Genomic DNA, 17,904 nt, shown 5'->3' with positions numbered 1-17,904 from the left:
CCAGCGGAGCCGCAGCGACACACGAAGGCCCCGCCCGCTCAGTGCCGGTGGCGCGCTCCGAGCTGCGGCAACCGGCCCGCACCCAAGGAGCAGCGTGGGCGGCATGAAGGCCCGCCCGGAGCCGGCGGGAGCCGGCAGGAGCCGGGTTGCGACAAGGGTTGCGCCTACTGTTGCGTCATCTGTTGCCGCTATGACATCCCCGTTGCGGCCGCTTTCGCCCATGTCCCTGGCTGGAGTGAGAGGAAGGGACGGGGCGGGATGGGCGGCGCGGCCGCGGCCGGGGATCGATTCCGCCCGGGCTCACCCCTCCCGGTCGGTCCTTCAACCATCGCCTTAAGCCCATCGGGTGATCCTGCCGACGCGCCCGACCGGTTCGCGGAGTGCGTACGACTGGCGCACGATTGATCCCGGACGGGACAGTAACGCCTCACTGTGGTGTCTGGATCTCACCGGGCTGGACCGCCGACGATCGAACCCCGCGACCAAGGCGAAGGAAGGAATCCAGAGCATGGCGTTGCCCGTTCTCTCCACCTTGCGCGATCAAGCGGGGCGGCTCGCGCACCAGGCCGCGGGCCGGCTGACCACTCCGCTCCTGTCCGATGACTATCTGGCGCTGCTCGACCCCCTCCTGTCGGCAAGGTGGCCGGCCGGGCGGGTGCAGGCCATGCTGCAGGAGACCCCGGAGGTCACGACCCTGGTGATCCGGCCGGGGCGCGGCTGGTCCGGACACCGGCCGGGGCAGTACGTGCCGGTCGGGGCCGAGATCGACGGGGTGCTCACTTGGCGTACGTACTCGATCTCCTCTGCCCCTGGGGGGCGCCCCGGAGAGCCGTTCGCCATCACCGTGAAGGCGCTTCCGTGCGGCCGGGTCTCGACGCACCTGGCGCGCCGCGTGCGCCCTGGCACCGTGCTGCGGCTCGGCCCGGTCCAAGGGGAGTTCGTCCTGCCGGCCGGGGCGCTGCCCGGGAAGGTGCTGATGCTTACGGCCGGCATCGGCGTCACGCCGGTGATGAGCATGCTGCGCGCCCTTGCCCGGTCCGGGGGTCACGACACGGCGGACGTGGATGTGGTGATGGTGCACAGTGCGCCGGACGCCGAACGCACCGTCTTCGGGGCGGAGCTGCGCGCACTGCACGCCGGGCTCCCGTGGTTCCGGTTGTACGAGCACCGCACCCGCTCCGCCGGGCACCTCACGGTGGGCCGACTGTCCGCACTGTGCCCCGACTGGCGCGAGCGGGACACCTGGATGTGCGGCCCCGACGCGATGCTCGAGTCCTTCCAGCAGCATTGGCAGCGCGAAGGCAGCGGGCACCGGCTGCGCCTCGAACGCTTCCGTCCTTTGGCGCTGCTTCCCCCGGCCCGCGCGGGCGCGCCCGGCCGGGTGCGCTTCGTCCGCAGCGACGTCGAGACGGACGCGGGTGTGGACACCCCGCTGCTTGACATCGGCGAGGCCGCCGGAGTCCTCATGCCGAGCGGCTGCCGTATGGGCATCTGCTTCAGCTGCGTGAGCCCCCTCGTGGCGGGGCGGGTCCGTGACCTGCGTACCGGCGAGGTCCGCGGCGAGCCCGGCGAACTCGTCCAGACCTGCGTGTCGGCCGCCGCGGGCGCCGTTGCCCTCGACCTGTGAGACCCGCGAGATCTGCGCGGCCCGTTCACGCAGCCACCGTACCGAGAGAGTGAGAGGCGATCCCATGACCCTGCACGCCGTCCGATCCATCGCCCCCGAGGCCCCCGTCGACGTGGAATCCTTCGGCCGCGAGCTGGACGCCCTCCGCCGCGAGGTCCTCGCCGAACGCGGGGCCGAGGACGTCCGCTACATCCGCACCCTCATCGCCGTACAGCGCGGTCTGGAGGTGGGCGGGCGTGCCGCGCTCGCGGTCTCCCTGCTGCCGCCGGCCTGGCTGGCCGGCACGGCGATGCTGACCGTCGCCAAGGTGCTGGAGAACATGGAGCTGGGCCACAACATCCTGCACGGCCAGTGGGACTGGATGCGCGACCCGGCCATCCACTCCACCACCTGGGAATGGGACTTTCCCACCCCGTCCGCGGCGTGGAAACACACCCACAACGACCTCCACCACACCTGGACCAACGTCGTCGGCCGCGACCGCGACCTCGGCTACACCATCCTCCGTATGAGCGCGGACCAGCCCTGGCACCCCGCCCACCTGGTCCAGCCCTTCTACGCTGCCGCGATCGCCCCGGTCTTCGAGTGGACCATCGCGCTGTACGACCTGGAACACGACGCTGTCCTCGACGGCCGCAAACCGCTGCGCGTCTTCCTCGGCGACCTGACGGACATGCTCCGCAAGGCCGCCCGGCAGGCCGGCAAGGACTACCTGCTGTTCCCGCTGCTGGCCGGCCCCTCGGCACTGCCCTGTCTGCTCGGCAACCTCACGGCCAACACGGCCCGCAGCATCTGGGCGCACACCGTCATCTTCTGCGGCCACTTCCCCGACGGCGCGGAGTCGTTCACCGCGGACGAGATCGAGGGTGAGACCCGCGACGAGTGGTACCTGCGCCAGGCCCTCGGCTCCGCCAACATCGAGGGCAGCCCGGTCTTTCACATCCTCACCGGCAACCTCAGCCACCAGATCGAGCACCACCTCTTCCCCGACCTGCCCAGCAACCGGTACGCCAGGATCGCCCCACGGGTGCGCGCACTGTGCGAGAAGCACGGCGTTCCCTACACGACGGGGCGGCTGGTACGGCAGTACGCCTCCGTCTGGGCACGCATCTGGCGCATGGCACTGCCGGGCTCATAGATCACGACACCAGGGCAGCCGGTCACCTGGGCAGGGGCCGGTCCCACCTGCCGTGACACCTGCATCTGGCGCCGGCCACCTGCCGTGGTCGGGCCACTGGAGGTGCCGCCGGGCGAGCCTTCCGACCGCGCCCCAGCCACGCGCGCCGAGCCTCCTGCTTTCCTGGCGCCGCACTGAGCTCTGGCGCACGAGCATGGGGACGCGGCAGGGCGGCCTTGCGGAGGCCGCCGCCTCCGGCGACAGGACGGGCCACCAGGCTGCGCGCGGTCTTCGCCGTCTGGTCCTACGAGCAGTGGGCCAGCCAGCCAGGAACAGGATGCCGCTACTCGGCCGGGGTGCGCAGGCCGGCCAGCATCACCTCGTGCGCGCTCTCACGCTGCCGGGGAGTTGAGGCCGAGTCGGCCATGCGCATGAACGCCGCCACGTCTTCGGCGGTGACATCCCCGCGCAGTTGGCCGCTTTGCCAGGCTCGGTCGGCGACCGGGGTGATCAAGGAGGCGGTGAGAGTCCTCCCCCGCTCGGCCGCCTGCGGGCTCGTCTTGCACAGAGCGTCGAACAACCGCAGCCCCGCGTCATCGAGTACGCACCCGCGGGTGAACACCGCGCAGAAGGCCTCCCAGTCGTCGGCGATGGCAGCGGCCTCCTCCGCGACCTGGCATGCGCCGCGCGCCAAGTCCTCCAGCAGCTGGAGGACAAGGTCGTCCTTGGTCGCGAAGTGCCGGTAGAAGGTGGTTGCTCCCACTCCCGCGGTCCGGGCGATGGCCTCGATGCTCAGGTCGGGTCCCTGCTCGGCGAAGGCCAGGCGGGCCGCATCGAGCAGCCGCCGCCGGTTGCGAACTTGATCTTTGCGCGGTGCACGCGGTGACGTGGCGGTCAATCCAGGCTCCTGATCGGGACACCCACCGAGGCGGTAGTGGTTGCCCCGCTCGGTAGCACGATGGATTCGGTAGTGATGCTACCGCTTCTTCCGACAGGTGCGGCCGTTCGGTCCCGCCCGCCAGAGTGCAGACGCGCGGCGCCAGGCGCCCGCACCATCCTCGCCAAAGCAGACCCGCCACCCAGGCGGCGCGCCCCGATTCACGGGATTCGCGGCGGGTGAGGCCACCCTCCGACAGTCGCACCGCAGACCGATCCGGTTGTTCCACTACCGCTTCGTGCGTTACGGTGAAACGGTAGGTGTACTACCATTTCTGCGGAAGGTGCTTTCATGCGCGCGCTCATCCCGACCGGCAACCCGGAGACCCTCGCCGAGCTAGGGGAGGTCGATCTCCCCACCCCGCAGCGCCACGAAGCGCTGATCCGGGTGACCGACGTCGCACTCAACCGGGCGGATTTCTTGTACCTGAGCGACCCTTCGACCACGTTCCGCCCCGGTATCGACGCGGCCGGGGTGGTCGCGGAGGCCGCAGTGGACGGCAGCGGACCGTCGGAGGGCAGCCGGGTGGCCCTCCACCTGCCCTCAGGAGGAGGCGCCGCCGAATACGTCGCCGCCTCGGCGGACCGCCTCGCGGTCATCCCCGACAACGTGGACTCCGCCTCCGCGGCCGCGCTCCCCCTGGGCGGGCTGGTCGCCCAGCGACTCCTCGCCCTCGCCGGCCCTCTGAAGGGGCGCAGGATTCTCGCCACGGGCGTGGGAGGCGGAGTCGGCCAGGTCCTCATCCAGCTCGCTGTTGCGGAAGGAGCCGAGATCACCGCCGTTGCCGCGCAGGGCCAGCCGACCGACCACATGGCGGCGCTGGGCGCCAAGATCGCTCTCGACATTGATGCCGTCGAGGACACTGCCTTCGATATCGTCCTGGAGTCCGTGGGTGGCGACCTGGGGTCGAAGACAGCCCACAAGCTGCGCCCCGGCGGCCAGTTCTTCTGGTTCGGTCAGGCCAGCGGCAAGCCCATCACTCTGGACTTCTTCCGGCAGGTCCAGGGGGGCGCCTCTCTGACCTTGCGCCACTTCGTCTACGGCGACGGTGACGGGAGTCGTGACGCCCAGGACATGAACGCGCTACTGGACCTGGCTTCGCAAGGGAAGCTCCAGGTCGAGATTGGTCGCCGCGACAACTGGGCCGGCGCGGACTCGCTGCTGAAGGAGATGGCAGCGGGCCGCCTACGGGGCAAGGCGGTACTCGGCGTCGGCTGAACCCTTCTGAGCCAGCCGAGCCCGCTCCGACTCGGCTGGCCAGCACGGATGCGACCGGACCCAGCACAAGATCAACCCAGCTGACGTGGGCCGCTCGCGCTCGTGACGGTGAGGACGCCATTCGGCGGAAGGATGACCTGGGCGGTTGCTGGATCGCTTAGGGGCTCTGGACCGGCAGCCCCTCCCCGCCCGTCCTCGCCGTCTACTTCATCCGGGACGGCGGGGGCGCGCAGCGGACGGGTGCCCGGGGCCGACGGTCGGGTGAAACCGTAACTGGTCAAGGCTGAGCACCTGTCGGCAAACGGCGCGACGACTGGCACACCCCTACTACTGGGGCAAGCCCGGCCGCTTCGAACAGCGCACCCCGATCACCCTGGACGCCACGACCACCCAGCACCTCATGGACGCCTCCCGCGGACTCACCGGCGCCTGACACCGCGCCCTCAAGCCTGAACCTGCGCGCACACGGCCCTGAACAGGCCCATCTGCGCGCGGGTTTCGCTGTTTCGCCGTCCGGGATCTCACGAGCCCGCACGCTTCCCTACGCAGAACAAGAAAGACCATGCCTCACCGCAATGCACACCTGACCGAAACCGGCCGCCTCCGCCTGGCCCTCTGCGTGGTACGCGACGGCCGGCCACTACGCCGGGCGGCCGAACGCTTCCAGGTCTCACCCACCACCGCGAAGCGATGGGCCGACCGCTACCGTGAACAGGGCGAAGGCGGTATGTGCGACCGATCGAGCCGCCCAGTGACTTCGCCACGGCCGGACACCTGGCCGCCTACGCCGGCCTGGCACCGGTCACCAGCACCTCCGGCTCCTCCATCCGCGGCGAACACCCCGCCCGACGAGGCTGCAAGCAGCTCAAACGCGCCTTCTACCTCGCCGCGTTCGCGTCACTCTCACAACCGGAGTCACCCGCCTACTACGACAGGTAGCGCCGCGAGGGAAAGCACCACATCGCAGCTCCGATCGCCCTCGCCCGACGGCGCATTGACGTGCTCTTCGCCGTGCTCCGAGACGGCACGTTCTACGAGCCCCCGACCCCCGCCACAGCTTGACGAAGCGGATAGAGGCGCCTTTTTAGCCCTCACGTGGGCGGAGTCGAGGACGACACGGGAGACATCGATGAGGCCGGCATCGTCCACGCCTACGAAACAGCGTCCAGAACAATATCAACTACGCTGACATCAGCCGCATGACCGTGTGCAGGACTCGGGGTGAAGGCCCGGTCCGCAGCAAGCTGACGGACCTCATGCAAGTTCGAGGTTAAACACTGTTCAGGCAAGACCGCCGTTGCTGAACAGGACCTGGCCATTGACCCAGCGGGCCGGTCCCGCGAGGAAGGCAACCGCCTCGGCGATGTCCTCGGGACGCCCCAGACGTTCGAGTGGCACCGCGTTGGCGAGGTTTTCAATGACCACCTCCTCCTTACCATCGAGAAACAGCGAAGTGGCCACGGGGCCGGGGGCGACGGCGTTGACAGTGATGTCCTTGCCACGCAGCTCGCGAGCGAGGACCAGGGTAATGGCCTCGACGGCCGCCTTGCTCGCCACGTACGCGCCATAGGCGGGAAACTGGGTGCGGGTCAGCGAGCTGGAGAAGTTGACGATCGTCCCGCCGGCGCGGAGCCGTCGGGCAGCCTGCTGGTCGACGACGAACGTGCCGCGGATGTTCGTGCGATGGATCTGGTCAAGGTCACTTAGGTCCAGGGTCGCAATCTGGCCGGGCCGCATGATGCCGGCAGCGTGCACCGTGACGTCGATGCCGCCGAAGGCGGCTTCGACGGCGTCAAAGGCGCCGGCCATCGCATACTCGTCGGCGACGTCGCCGCCAACGGCGATCGCCCGCCCGCCGCCCGAGGTGATCTCGTCGACCAAGCGGTGGGCCTCGTCCTTGTTGCTGACGTAGTGCACGCCAAGAGCCAGGCCGTCCTTGGCCAGCCTCCTGACGATCGCGCGGCCGATGCCGCCGGACCCGCCGGTCACCAGGCCGACCCGAGGGGAAGGATTTGGACTCATGAACTCTTTTCTCCATCGACGCTGTGTGAGGTCGTTGAGTGGCGGTTTGCATCTCGGATTCACCTGAATCGCAACAAATGAATTCGGTGAAAGTGGGGCGCTATCCGATGAAATAATTCCAGGCCCCCTTGCGTATGTCGAAGATTTTCAGGGGGGTGACATCACTCTCCTCCTCAGGTTCATCGTTGCAGTCCGAGGCCGACTCTGGCAGCGGATGGCAACGAGCGCCAAATTGATGGCTCCATTCGGACCACGCAAGGTGCGGCCGGTCGAGACACATCCGGCCCCTCCAAGGGAACTGTATGGAGCATCTGGTGGTAGTGGAAACGCCAGCGGCCGTAGTCCACGATGTTTCGGCCAACTGACCGCTCAACCGCTCCTTTGGAGTGAAAAGGAAGGAGAAGCGCGCGTGTCTGTGAGGGATGTGGATATTCCTCACGTGTGCACCTGGGCGTTCACAGCAGCCGCATGAGCTGGTGTGAACTTTCGAGCCGGCGTCAGCCGGGAACGGGGAATACGTGGTGCGCAGGCCATTGGGATTCCTACCCACCGGGGGGAAACTCCGTCCGCTACTAGCTGAGAGTAAACGAACATGTCGAATGACCGTCATTGGTCGAGGCCGCAGTACCTTCATGAAGCCGTAACCAACCCCAACATCCACGTGCGAGGCACCCACAGCTACTACAGTCACGCCTGGTCCGGCGACTTCGAGCAGTCTGTGGTGCGCTACCTCTACGGAGACGAATACAGTCGAACGGGTTGGGAGCCCGCTTGGCCCATTGACCAACTGCACATCGGAGACTACGTGTGCATCGGAGGCGAAGCTGTGCTCCTCATGGGTGGCAACCACATCCATCGCGCAGACTGGTTCAGTCTCTACCCCTTCCATGACGTTCGCGTCAGGGCTTACCTGGGCAAGGGCGACACGGTGGTCAAGGACGGCGTTTGGATCGGCATGCGGGCCATGATCATGCCTGGCGTGACACTCGGTGAGGGTGCCGTCATCGCTGCTCAAAGTGTGGTCACTCGTGATGTGCCGCCCTATACCGTTGTGGCTGGCGCTCCGGCCAGGGAAGTCCGTAAACGTTTCACCCCAGAGGCCATCGACCGGCTCCTGGCGCTGGAGATCTACCAGTGGAGCGACGAGAAGTTCAATGCTCTCCGGTCGGTGATCTGCGGATCCAGCATCGACGCCCTTGAGGAGGCGTCCCAGGCATGGGACGCCTCGATTTCAGCAACTGGCCGGCATGCGACAGGAGTCTTGACCCAGGGCTGACGCGGAATCCATCCGCTTGCCGCTCAGCGGGCTTGATCAGCCTTCAGTCGGGCGTCTGCGCGGGCGGCTCCAGCGCGTGGATGGTTGGCTGAATACCACACACGCGGTACTTGTACGGCTCCTGCAACGCCCGCGGTAGGCGGATGCCGCATCGGCGCCAATGCGGATTTCCTGCATTCGGTGGACGACCGGCGCTAGTACTGCAATCACGTTATGGGGTTTGGCCTCGGTGGGTCCTTGACCCCGAATCCTGGACACGGGCTATGCGGCTGGTGTCAGCGTAGTCGATGTTGTTCCGGAGGTTGTCTCGTAGGCGATCGGGCTGCGTTGCCCGAGGCGGGAGTGACGGCGTCGGGTGTTGTAGCGGTGCAGCCAGCGGAATGCGTCGAGGCGGGCCTCGCGCTCGCTGGACCAGCTTTTCCGGCCCTGGAGCGTCTCGCGTTTGAACGTCGCGTTGAAGGACTCGGCGAGCGCGTTGTTCGCGCTGGAGCCGGTCGGGCTCATGGACTGGCGGACGCCGGCTCTGCGGCAGGCGTCGGCGAACGCCCAGCTCGTGTACTGCCCGGACTCAACCGGTCGGCGCAACACCGGCTTCCTGGACCGATAGTAGATGCTCGTTCAGGGCTTCGGCCGGTGTCTTCCAACCGAGGGAGCCCTCTCGGTCACGGTCCGACTCGCGAGACGACGCCGCGCTGTCACGGGACGAGAACGATCCGGCCGCGGACGCTGCCCTTGGCCATCGCCTGGTACGCATCGGCGGCTTCGTCGAGCGGCGCGACGGCGTGGACGCGAGCCGGCAGTTCCCCCGTCGCCACCCGTGCGAGCAATCGGGCGAGAAGCGCTCCGTCGGGATGTGCGAACACGACCTCGACCGCGATGCCGCGCTCCTCGGGAAGCCGCGAGGCCGGCTGCACGCCGACGAAACGGCCACCGTTGCGCACCGCCCGAAGGGCGTGCTCCTGCAGGGCTCCGGCGTCGGCAACGGCGTCCCAGCCCCGCCCGAGATCGGTGGCGAAGTCGGCGCCGATGCCCCGAACGAACGGCTCGTCGGACGCTCGGGCCATCCCGGTCACCTGCCAGCCGCGGTCCTGGGCGAGTACGGCGACGTGCGCGCCCACCGCACCGGCCGCGCCGGTCACCAGCAAGCGCCGAGCCTCGCTCGGCGCCTCACCGAGGAGGTCGACGAGCTGGGCCGCGGCGGTGACGTTGAGCGGCACCGCCGCCGCCTCGACCAGGTCCATGCCATCCGGGACGACGGCGACATTCGCGGCGGCGACGACGAGGTGCTCGGCATGGGACCCGTGGTCGCGGTCGAAACCGTCGACGAACCCGGCAACACGGGTGCCGACTTGCAGCTCGACGCCCGGTCCGGCCGCGTCGACAGTGCCGGCGAAGTCCCAGCCGAGACCGGTGTAGTCCGGCTGGTGGACCAATCCGAGCTGGTGAAAGACGCCCCCGGCCACCCCAACGTCGACCGGGTTGATCGCCGCGGCGGCAATCTTGACGCGGATCTCCGCCGGCCCCGGCTCGACAACCGGGACGTCGATGGTCTCGATCGACCGGGGCCCGGACGGAACGCGGACCACGGCGCGCCGAGACGTCGTCTGGCTCATCGTCATCTGCTCCTTCGTGGAGGTCTTGTGAGGTGGTCTTGCACTCGCTGTTGTGCAGCACCACCATGGGGCACCTACTTCCCAAGGGAAAGTAGGCACTTTGAAGTGCGTAAGTCACTGAACGGAAAGGTGGGTCGTGCCGACCAGCACCGCGTCCCAGCGGCGGGCCGAAGCCAAAGCGGAGTACGACGCATTCCTCGCGGCATGTCCCAGCCGCCAACTCCTGGAGCGAATCTCCGACAAGTGGGTCGCCCTCGTGCTTGCCGCCCTGGGCGGGGACGGCCCGCGCCCCGGGGCTGCCTCCGGCGACGAACCGCGGCCCATGCGCTTCTCCGAGCTGTCACGCCGGATCTCGGGCGTGAGCCAGAAGATGCTGACGCAGACGTTGCGCTCACTCGAGCGCGACGGGATGGTGACCAGAACCGTGACCCCCACGGTGCCCGTCACCGTCACCTATGAGCTGACCGATCTCGGTCGCTCGCTCCAGGGAGTCATGCGGGGAATCAAGGAGTGGGCGGAGGGCCACATGGAGGAGGTTCTCACCCATCGCAACGGCTACGACCACAGGCAGAGCGACGCTGCCGACTGACGGTAGCTCCTCCTCGATAGGTGCTGCACCCGCCGACCGCAGGATCGGGTCAAGGTGGAGCGCCCGCCGGCGAAGCCGGTGGACGAACGGCCTTGACCCGGTTCGAAGGTCGGCCAGAATCACGGCCTGGCTCTCGTCGGCACCCCGGTCGGGCTAGCTCTGCTGCGGGGCAGGGCCGCGACGGCCGTCAGTCGTCCCGGCTGGGAAGGAGGCCTGATGTTTCGTAGCGCAGCGCCTCCGGTACGGCGGCGTCGATGGTGGCGACGGCTGGCTCGATCTTCGCCCACAGCTCCGGTACCACCGGGATGAAACAGCCGCGGGAGCCGAACACAATGCGGCCCGTGCCCCGCACCTCCACGCCCACCACCTCGTCAAAGGGCACATGATGCACGTCGTCGTCGGCGTCGCAGCACCACAGTCCGGAGCGGCCGACTCCGAGCCGGGCCGCACGCGCGGCGGAAGAGACGGTCCGCTGGAACAGCGAGGGCTTGAACACCCGCACGTCCGGCGGGAACACACGCGTGGTGGAGCAGATCTCCTGGGTGAGAGAGGTGCCGTTGAGCCGCCGCAGTTCCACCTCCGCATGGCACGGGACGGCGAGGAGGGCGGTGGCGAGCGCGGTGGTGAACGCCTGCCCTGCCTGTTCCGGGGTGACCTTCGCCAGGGCGTCCAGCCGTGTCGGCGCGTCTTGGTAGTCGAGCCCGAGCAGCAGGCACGCGGCCGCTTCGCCGAGTTCGGAGGACATCGACCGCGGGTCGAGCCAGGCCTCGCGGAACCCGGCTAGCTCCTCAGCGAGTTCCTCCTCGGTGACTCCGGCGCTCGCCATCCGCAGGGCCTCCTGCCACAGCAGCTCGGCCACGCGCTGTTCCTGGCCCTCCCGGGCGTCCAGACACAGGGTGTACTCGACCTGTCCCGCCCCCGTGTGGACGCGAGCGCCGCCCACCTCGTACGACAAGCCCTCCTGGTGCCGTGCCCGCTGCCGGAGCCGTTCCTGGAGCACGGCGTGGGCGAGCACGAGCGCGGGGTCGTCGAGATCGCCGTGGAAGGCCAGACCGGGACCGGGTACGTCGGCCTGGAACCAGGCCGGGCCCGCCTTGAGCACCGGCTGCGTCCTGCCGCGGTCAGGTCGTGGGCCGCGCGGCAGCGGAAGGCGCAGCCCTGCCGGCGGGGGACCCGTCAGCACCAGGACGGCGTTGTCCGCGTGGAAGTAGCGGGCAGCGACGTCGCGGACGGCTTCGGCGGGGATGCGGTCGGGCCCCGGCCCGTCCCAGGAAGCCAGTCCGGCGCCGACCGTGCCGTACCGGAACGACAGCAGTTCCGCGCTGGTCGGGTCGGTAACGCCGGCGCCCTCGGCGGCGAGTACACCGGCTTCGCGTTCCATCCGGTCCAGCGGCAGCTCGGACAGCGCCTCGCAGACCCGGGTGAGGAACTCCGCCACCTGCGCTGCGCTGCCCGAAGCGGTGAAGTCCGTGAGGGAGAGCGTGACCGACGCGTTGTGCTCGTGATGCAGCCGCGGCAGCGTACTCATCGCCAGGTGTTCGACGAGATGAGTCACTCCCAGATGCCTGAACGTCTCGTTGCTCACCCCGCACCCGAATATGAGGGCGGCTTCGAGAGGGCCGGGAGCCTCCGCCCACAAAACGGGCACGTCATCAACCACGTCACGCTGCATGGCGGGATCATACGCTCGACACATGCTACGGCCGACGCTCCACCCATCCTGGCGCCGGCCTGGGCTGATCCGGGGCTGTTCGCAGTGCCCCGATGCCTTCGAGATTCATGGCATGACCGGGGATTTTCACCATGAGCACCTCGATGCTCCCGTGGCAAGTGCCCAGTGACTTCGAAACTCGTGAACATCACCCGACTGCGGATCTGGGTGCCTCCCAAACCTGTGAACAACTGACGACGCAGCAACTCGTGAACAAAGCCAGACGGGTCTGCGGCCGACGCCAGCGCCACCATGGTCGGGGTTGGTCGGGTGGCGGGCGTGCCGTCCAGTCGGGCCGGTGGCCCTACGCGACGTATCCCGTGAAAGCTCCGGCGAGGAGAAGGACGAGGACGCGCAGATCGAGGAGACCGTTCACCGGGTCACTGCCGAGCTGGGAAGCAGGCCGGCATCGACGTGAAGCTCGCCGGGCACTCCGCCCGGGCCGGGGTTCATCGCCACGGCGATCGAGCAGGGTAAGCGCCCCGACGAGGTCCGCCACCAGAGCGCTCACGCCGCCAAGGGGGCCCGAGCAGACCGCGCCGCCAGTTGTGGTTGCGGGGGAGTAGCTTGTGCCGCGGTGTGGCCGGGGCGGGCACGTCGGTCCTGCTACCTGGCAGGTACTGGACCATCCCAGGCCCGCCTGCGGCCACTGACCTGGAGGAACGCGCGGAGCCTCACAGGGCGCTCCCAATGTCCGGGTTCCATGCTGGGATGGAAGCATCTGAAGCGCCGCTTACGAGGCCTTCGGGACTGGTAGGCGTCGTTGGTTGAGTAGTCGGTGTTCGACCTGCCTTCTGTCATCCAAAGAGATTGGGTGTCACGGTGTGTGGTCGCGTCCGTCCCGTGGGCCGAAGGCTTGGAGAGCGTCTTCGTCGGTTGCGCGAGCGTGCAGGAAGTAGTCGGCCCACTCGGTAATTTCGGGGTAGGAGGAGTCCTGGCTGACCTGGATGGTGGCGGCCTCGATGTCGAAGTTCGTGGTTCGCAGATCGACGCCTGGGCCCAGGACGGCCCAGTGGGCTCCGGATCTTCCGTAGGGCATGCCAACGCTGCCGGGGTTGATTACGAGGCGGCCGTGGCGAGGCGGACGAACGGCATGTGGGTGTGGCCGCAGACCACGGTGCGGATGTCGGTAGCGAGTCCGCTGAAGATTTCTTTCCAGCGGTCGAGGTGGGAGTCGACCAGGACGACCTCTTCATCGTCACGGGAGGTGGCATGGCAGAACAGGACCTTCCCCAGGCCGCGCACGGGCAGGGAGAGTGATCGTGGCAACGAGCCGAGAAGGTCGAGGTGGTCGTCGCGGAGCTGTTCGGCAGCCCAGGGGGCGATCGGATCGGGGATTGAGTCGCGTTGTCCCCGGCGGTACTCAAGGAGTTCGCGGTCGGCGTTGCCACTGATCCAGGCGACGCGGTCGCCGAGACTGGTCAGCAGGTCGAGAACCTGTCGGTTGCGGGCCGGCGGTGATGTCGCCGGTGAGCACGATGCGATCGGCGGCGCGCACCTCTGGTTCGGCGAGCACAGCCTCCAAGGCCGGCAGGACTCCGTGAATGTCAGACAGGACAGCTACTCGGTTCAGCATGGTCACCACTGTGGGGTGAAGACAGCCAAGAGGTGGGATCGTTCGCCTGACGCGTAGCTGAAGGTGGGGCCGCTTCAGCGGGCGTGGTTGCCGGGCGCGTAGCTCTTCCACGGTGCTCCGGCTCCGGTGGCGACCCGGGTGGCGCTCTTGTTGGGGTAGCCGAGTGCCTGGGCGACCACGGGTGGTGGGGCTTGGAGGACGAGCTGCCGGATGGCGGCTGTTCGGCCGTGTCCGGAGGGGATGCCGATGGCTTTCAGAGGGTGGCGCAGGCTGCCTGATGCCATCGGCTGACCGGCGCGACGGCCGGGGAAGAGCCATGCAGAACCGCGATTTGCGGCCGGGGTGTTGTCCGGCAACGCCGCAAGGCAGTCCAGCAGCAGGCTGGCGAGCGGTTCGGGGATCGGGGTCGGCGGGTCGCTAAGCCGGAGCGCGACGTGCTGCCCGTCGTGGAGGACGTCATCGATGGTGAGTCGGATGATCCGGTTGAGCGGCTGTGCGTAGAGCAGGACTAGGCAGGCCGCGACCCGGGTCCTGAGCTGCACGGTTTCGTCGGTGAGGACGCGTTGAAGCAGCTCGATGCGTCGGTGCAGGGCCATCGGCCCATCGCCTCGCGTGGTCCGGTAAGGGATGGTCAGTCGCGGCATCCGGTGGGTGGCCATGCACCAGCGCAGAAAGGCTTGCGCCGGCCGCCCACCGTGGCCGCGCTCTGTGGCGTCCGAAAACCAGGGGCACCTGGTTGCGGCCCTCTGCCAGTCACGAGCAGTCGAACCAGTGCCCAATGGGGCGGTCCGGGCAGGTTCGGCACTCGAAGATGTACACGCCTCCGACGTCGCCGAGGCACAGGCCTGCGGGATTGTCCGCGGCTTCTGTCCAACCGCTGTCGGTTCTGTCCTCCACCGGCAGCCACGTACGCCAGGACTCTCCGTCGAATTCCTCGCTCGCGACGGTCAGCAAGTGCTTCATGCGCTCGCCGCAGGCTTCGCAGTCGGGCCAGCAGGGTTCCTGTGTCCAGTCGGGGTAGCCCCCCAGCTTGATCCCGGGCGCCTCAGCCAAGTGATACGAGTAGTACAGGCCGGTCGTTGGCTTCAGCTCCTCGAAACGGGCCTGCAACGCGTTATGCGTGTCCCGGGAAAGGTCCCAGCTGGGGTACTCGGTCACCTGCTCCGGGTGGACCACACACGGGTCCGGATACCAGTCCTTCGGGAGGGCTTCCACCGGCTCCGGAGTAGGCAGAATGTCTCCGATAACCCCAGAGTCCCTCGAAGATCGTTGTCGTTTCACCGGGTGGGGTGGATGACGCCTGCGTGGGCGGGAGTTGGTGGATTCCGGGGCCGGGGGAGTGCGGGTCTGGACCTCACGCGCGCGTCGCGTCCGGGGTGGCGTGATCGGCGATCCAGCGGTCGACGCGGGCCCACTGGGCGAGCAGCCACTCGCTGCGGGCATCGTCGCCCGGCGGGACGCGGCTTGGGGGTATGCGCCACCAGTACACCCGCACGCTGTCGCGTAGCGGCAGCCGGCTCCAAGCGGTGCGCGCCGAGTGGACGACGTCGAGGCCGGTGTGGGCGACGAAGACCACGTCGGCCGTGGGCGCGGCGGCGATCGCGGCGAGGGCACCGGCGTCCTGCGGCGGCAGGACATGGTGCATTTGTTCCGCGCGGGACGCCCGGCGCGGCAACCCCCGGCGCCGCAGCGAGGCGATCGCGCGTCGGCGGCGGCGCGGTGTGAAGTTGCCGCCCTCCGGAAAAATCACGAGGGCGTCACCCGGGCCCAGCCCGGCCGCCAGGCCCCTGATCGCGTCCTCGGCCCGGCCGCCGAAGGGTGGAAGGAAGCAGTGGGGGACCCGCCCGATGAGGACGTCGAGAGCGGGATCGGTGCGTAGTGTCCGCTTCAGGACCGTGTGGGGGCGCAGTCCGACCTGGCTGAGCAATGTCTGAAGCAGCAGGAAGGAGTCGCCGACCCCGGCGTGGCGTGCGAAGACCAGGATCGGCGCCGCCACGTTTCCGGCCTCGCCTGGCGGCGGGGGCGTCACTTCCACCCGGAGCCGGAAGACCCGCTCGCCCGCACGTCGTAGCAGCCGCAGCAGCCTCTCCAGCACGGCGAATGCATCGGCGGCGCGCCGCTCCTGGCGGTCCCGCCTGTCGGGCAGCCGCCGCGCCCATAGGCCGGCGGCGGCCACCAGCCCGGCCAAATCCACCAGGAGGTACACCAGGGCGAAGCCGGTGATCCGAACCGGCCTCCAGGGGCCGCGCGTGGCGAGCGAGACCGGCGCACAGAGCACGCCCGTGGCGACGAGGAGCGCGGCCACCACAGGGACGAGGACGACCAGCAGCGCGGTGGTGGTCGTGCGGCGCAGCCCGGTGACCATCGCACCGGTCAGCCGCGCCGGGCGTATTCGGGGCACACCCGCATCGGTCATGGCGCGCCGTCGGGTGCGCTGAGAGCGGTCTCGAGGTACCGGGAGGTGGCCGCGTAGGCACGCTCGATGCGCTCGGCAGTCCGGCCGAAGCTGCGGTACCGCAGCTGCCGCAGAGTGGCTGTGCCCTCCTCGGGGCCCGAGCCCGAAGGCAGCACGTGGACCGTAACGCCGGGCGGCAGGTCCGCCATGTCGCGGGCGAACCGGTGTCTGCGAGCGATCTCGAACGCCACCAGCGCCACCTGCCAGGGAGCCCGCGGCGGGGAAAGGGCTCGCTCGACACGGCCGACCTGCAGGACGTAGACCTCGGTCGCGCCGAGGGCCACTGCGCGGCCGACAGGGATGCTGTTGACCAAGCCGCCGTCGACGAAGTGCTCGCCGTCGAGCCGGACGGGCGGCAGCAGCCCGGGCACTGCGCACGAGGCGAGTACCGCGTCCACCAGCGGCCCGGTGGCGAACCAGTGCTCGGCGGCCCGTTCGATGTTCGCCGCGACGCACTGGAACGGCAGGGCCAAACCCTCGATATGAGTCACCGGAAGGTGGGAGGAGAGCAATTCCCGCAGCGGCGTGGGGTGGTACAGGTGAGTGCCACTGCGCACGGCCGTGCTCAGCCGCCCGAGCAGCGACCCGGAGAACACGCCGGCACGCCCAAGGCCGGTCCACAGGTCAGCGAGCTGGGCCACCGACGCCCGCGACGGGTCGGCCGCGACGGCGGCGCCGTTGATCGCGCCAACCGAGGTGCCGACGACGAGGTCCGGGTGCACGGCGGCGGCGAAGAGCGCCTTGAGCATGCCAACCTCGTAGGCGCCGAGTGCACCGCCGCCGCCCAGCACGAAGGCACGGGTCGGCGGGCGGGTGAGCCGGCTGTCCTCCATGGCCGAAGGGTGCCCCGACACGGCGCCGCCAACCACCAAGGGACCCGTCACCGACCACGGCCTGCTGGTCCTGCGCGCCGACTCCGCGTTCTACGCGAGCGCCGATGGCTACCGGGCCGCGGCGGTCCCACAAGTCGGGACCCACCTCATGGCGGCGTCGCTGCGCGTCGTCGAAGAGACGGCCCACCCGCTGCCGGGGCCGCTGCAACTGCCGGTGCGCTTCGTCGAGCACCACCTGGTGCACAGCTATGAGGCTTACAGCCCATCGTCGGCCAGCTCGAGCGCCGCCGTGATGTGCTGGCCACCACGCGGGGCCAGCCGCCCGTATTTGACAGCCGGAGGGATCGTTGAGCAGGCCGTCGCGTGGAGGAGCATCCGTCCCCCCGGCCCATACGCGAACCCTGTGAGGGCCCGAGCACCTGACCGACTCGGGTCCTCATCCATACCCGGCCACACCGTCCCGACCACGACCGCCCGAACCCCGACCACAGCAGGTCTACGCCCATCGGCGCCCCGGGGCTGCGTCAGAAATGTGGCTGATCAGCGCCTTCCCCGCTGTTGTCGTACGCGTTGATGAACGCAAACTTGTACTTGGGTCTGCAGACGCCGCCCGCGCTGTGCAGCGCCTCATCACCAATCACCTGGTGAGGAGCCGCCGAGAAGACACCCTCAGCGTGCCCAACGACCTTCCCCTGCTTCTCGAGGTAGTCGTATCGGATGCCGTACGCCATCGAGTGCGCGGCATGGTTCTTGAGCCAAAACGTAATTTGGGGGGTAGCGCCCGTTTCACAATCGCTCTTGACCCAGTACAGGTCGCGCGTCGGGTGCAGATAGTTCTTAAACCCCCACACCGCGGACGGCGTACATGGGGGTGCATTCCCCCCGGACCTGAGTAACCGTACTCATGCCGACCGGCCGCCACGGCGGGAC

14 protein-coding genes and 4 pseudogenes are annotated in these 17,904 nt (G+C 68.8%); 7 read left to right on the top strand and 11 right to left on the bottom strand.

Features of this window, described 5'->3' with window-relative positions; genetic code table 11:
* The first annotated feature begins 508 nt into the window (after nucleotides 1-508).
* Both ACFY3J_RS36665 and ACFY3J_RS36660 read left to right on the top strand, forming a co-directional pair.
* Nucleotides 509-1,627: a ferredoxin reductase gene (locus tag ACFY3J_RS36665; RefSeq protein ID WP_390842687.1), complete on the top strand. Its 1,119-nt coding sequence runs from the start codon at nucleotides 509-511 to the stop codon at nucleotides 1,625-1,627.
* 70 nt (nucleotides 1,628-1,697) lie between these two features.
* Nucleotides 1,698-2,765, top strand: a complete 1,068-nt coding sequence (locus ACFY3J_RS36660; protein ID WP_390842695.1) for a fatty acid desaturase family protein — start codon at nucleotides 1,698-1,700, stop codon at nucleotides 2,763-2,765.
* 322 nt (nucleotides 2,766-3,087) lie between these two features.
* On the opposite strand, the gene ACFY3J_RS36655 is transcribed toward ACFY3J_RS36660, so the two are convergent.
* Nucleotides 3,088-3,642, bottom strand: coding sequence for a TetR/AcrR family transcriptional regulator (locus ACFY3J_RS36655; RefSeq protein ID WP_384183188.1), 555 nt, complete (start codon nucleotides 3,640-3,642; stop codon nucleotides 3,088-3,090).
* 330 nt (nucleotides 3,643-3,972) lie between these two features.
* On the opposite strand from ACFY3J_RS36655, the gene ACFY3J_RS36650 reads away from it, so the two are divergent.
* The 3 genes and pseudogenes from ACFY3J_RS36650 to ACFY3J_RS36640 form a co-directional block, all read left to right on the top strand.
* Entirely contained in the window at nucleotides 3,973-4,899 is a 927-nt protein-coding gene (locus ACFY3J_RS36650; RefSeq protein WP_390842685.1) for a zinc-binding dehydrogenase, read from the top strand.
* A 562-nt stretch (nucleotides 4,900-5,461) separates the two neighbouring features.
* Nucleotides 5,462-5,662: pseudogene (locus tag ACFY3J_RS36645) on the top strand (helix-turn-helix domain-containing protein); the annotation flags it as partial.
* Nucleotides 5,653-5,961: pseudogene (locus tag ACFY3J_RS36640) on the top strand (transposase); the annotation flags it as partial. The pseudogenes ACFY3J_RS36645 and ACFY3J_RS36640, both read left to right, overlap by 10 nt.
* Nucleotides 5,962-6,180: 219 nt before the next feature.
* Here ACFY3J_RS36640 and ACFY3J_RS36635 read toward each other — a convergent pair.
* The gene (locus ACFY3J_RS36635; RefSeq protein WP_384183182.1) at nucleotides 6,181-6,921 is read right to left on the bottom strand and encodes an SDR family oxidoreductase; all 741 of its coding nucleotides are present in this window, start codon (nucleotides 6,919-6,921) and stop codon (nucleotides 6,181-6,183) included.
* A 592-nt stretch (nucleotides 6,922-7,513) separates the two neighbouring features.
* On the opposite strand from ACFY3J_RS36635, the gene ACFY3J_RS36630 reads away from it, so the two are divergent.
* Nucleotides 7,514-8,197 carry a CatB-related O-acetyltransferase gene (locus ACFY3J_RS36630; RefSeq protein WP_384183179.1) on the top strand — a complete coding sequence of 228 codons (684 nt, stop codon included), beginning with the start codon at nucleotides 7,514-7,516 and terminating at the stop codon, nucleotides 8,195-8,197.
* Between the two features lie 261 nt (nucleotides 8,198-8,458).
* Here ACFY3J_RS36630 and ACFY3J_RS36625 read toward each other — a convergent pair.
* Nucleotides 8,459-8,758, bottom strand: a pseudogene (locus ACFY3J_RS36625) (integrase core domain-containing protein); the annotation flags it as partial.
* Between the two features lie 134 nt (nucleotides 8,759-8,892).
* The gene (locus ACFY3J_RS36620) at nucleotides 8,893-9,810 is read right to left on the bottom strand and encodes a zinc-binding dehydrogenase (protein WP_390842684.1); all 918 of its coding nucleotides are present in this window, start codon (nucleotides 9,808-9,810) and stop codon (nucleotides 8,893-8,895) included.
* Nucleotides 9,811-9,946: 136 nt separating this feature from the next.
* On the opposite strand from ACFY3J_RS36620, the gene ACFY3J_RS36615 reads away from it, so the two are divergent.
* A complete protein-coding gene (locus ACFY3J_RS36615) occupies nucleotides 9,947-10,399 on the top strand; it encodes a winged helix-turn-helix transcriptional regulator (protein ID WP_384183172.1) in 453 nt (150 codons plus the stop codon).
* A 187-nt stretch (nucleotides 10,400-10,586) separates the two neighbouring features.
* Here the strand turns inward: ACFY3J_RS36615 and ACFY3J_RS36610 are convergent, their stop codons facing one another.
* The 7 genes and pseudogenes from ACFY3J_RS36610 to ACFY3J_RS36580 all read right to left on the bottom strand — a co-directional run bounded on the left by ACFY3J_RS36610 (nucleotide 10,587) and on the right by ACFY3J_RS36580 (nucleotide 17,825).
* Nucleotides 10,587-11,927 (bottom strand): insulinase family protein, encoded by a 1,341-nt coding sequence (locus ACFY3J_RS36610; protein WP_390842683.1) that lies wholly within the window; start codon nucleotides 11,925-11,927, stop codon nucleotides 10,587-10,589.
* 1,000 nt (nucleotides 11,928-12,927) lie between these two features.
* Nucleotides 12,928-13,686, bottom strand: a pseudogene (locus ACFY3J_RS36605) (metallophosphoesterase family protein).
* Between the two features lie 74 nt (nucleotides 13,687-13,760).
* Nucleotides 13,761-14,282 (bottom strand): hypothetical protein, encoded by a 522-nt coding sequence (locus ACFY3J_RS36600; RefSeq protein ID WP_390842682.1) that lies wholly within the window; start codon nucleotides 14,280-14,282, stop codon nucleotides 13,761-13,763.
* 157 nt (nucleotides 14,283-14,439) lie between these two features.
* Nucleotides 14,440-14,844: a hypothetical protein gene (locus ACFY3J_RS36595; RefSeq protein WP_390842681.1), complete on the bottom strand. Its 405-nt coding sequence runs from the start codon at nucleotides 14,842-14,844 to the stop codon at nucleotides 14,440-14,442.
* A 196-nt stretch (nucleotides 14,845-15,040) separates the two neighbouring features.
* The gene (locus ACFY3J_RS36590) at nucleotides 15,041-16,102 is read right to left on the bottom strand and encodes a hypothetical protein (protein WP_384183162.1); all 1,062 of its coding nucleotides are present in this window, start codon (nucleotides 16,100-16,102) and stop codon (nucleotides 15,041-15,043) included.
* A complete protein-coding gene (locus ACFY3J_RS36585) occupies nucleotides 16,099-16,974 on the bottom strand; it encodes a patatin-like phospholipase family protein (RefSeq protein WP_384183160.1) in 876 nt (291 codons plus the stop codon). Before ACFY3J_RS36585 ends, ACFY3J_RS36590 begins: the two co-directional genes overlap by 4 nt.
* Nucleotides 16,975-17,498: 524 nt before the next feature.
* Nucleotides 17,499-17,825, bottom strand: a complete 327-nt coding sequence (locus ACFY3J_RS36580) for a hypothetical protein (protein WP_384183157.1) — start codon at nucleotides 17,823-17,825, stop codon at nucleotides 17,499-17,501.
* Nucleotides 17,826-17,904 lie beyond the last annotated feature (79 nt).

This window comes from Streptomyces sp. NPDC001231, assembly GCF_042896885.1.
Lineage (GTDB): Bacteria > Actinomycetota > Actinomycetes > Streptomycetales > Streptomycetaceae > Streptomyces.
The sequence above is the reverse complement of the archived record's forward strand: the minus strand, read 5'-3'. Positions and strand labels throughout refer to the sequence as shown.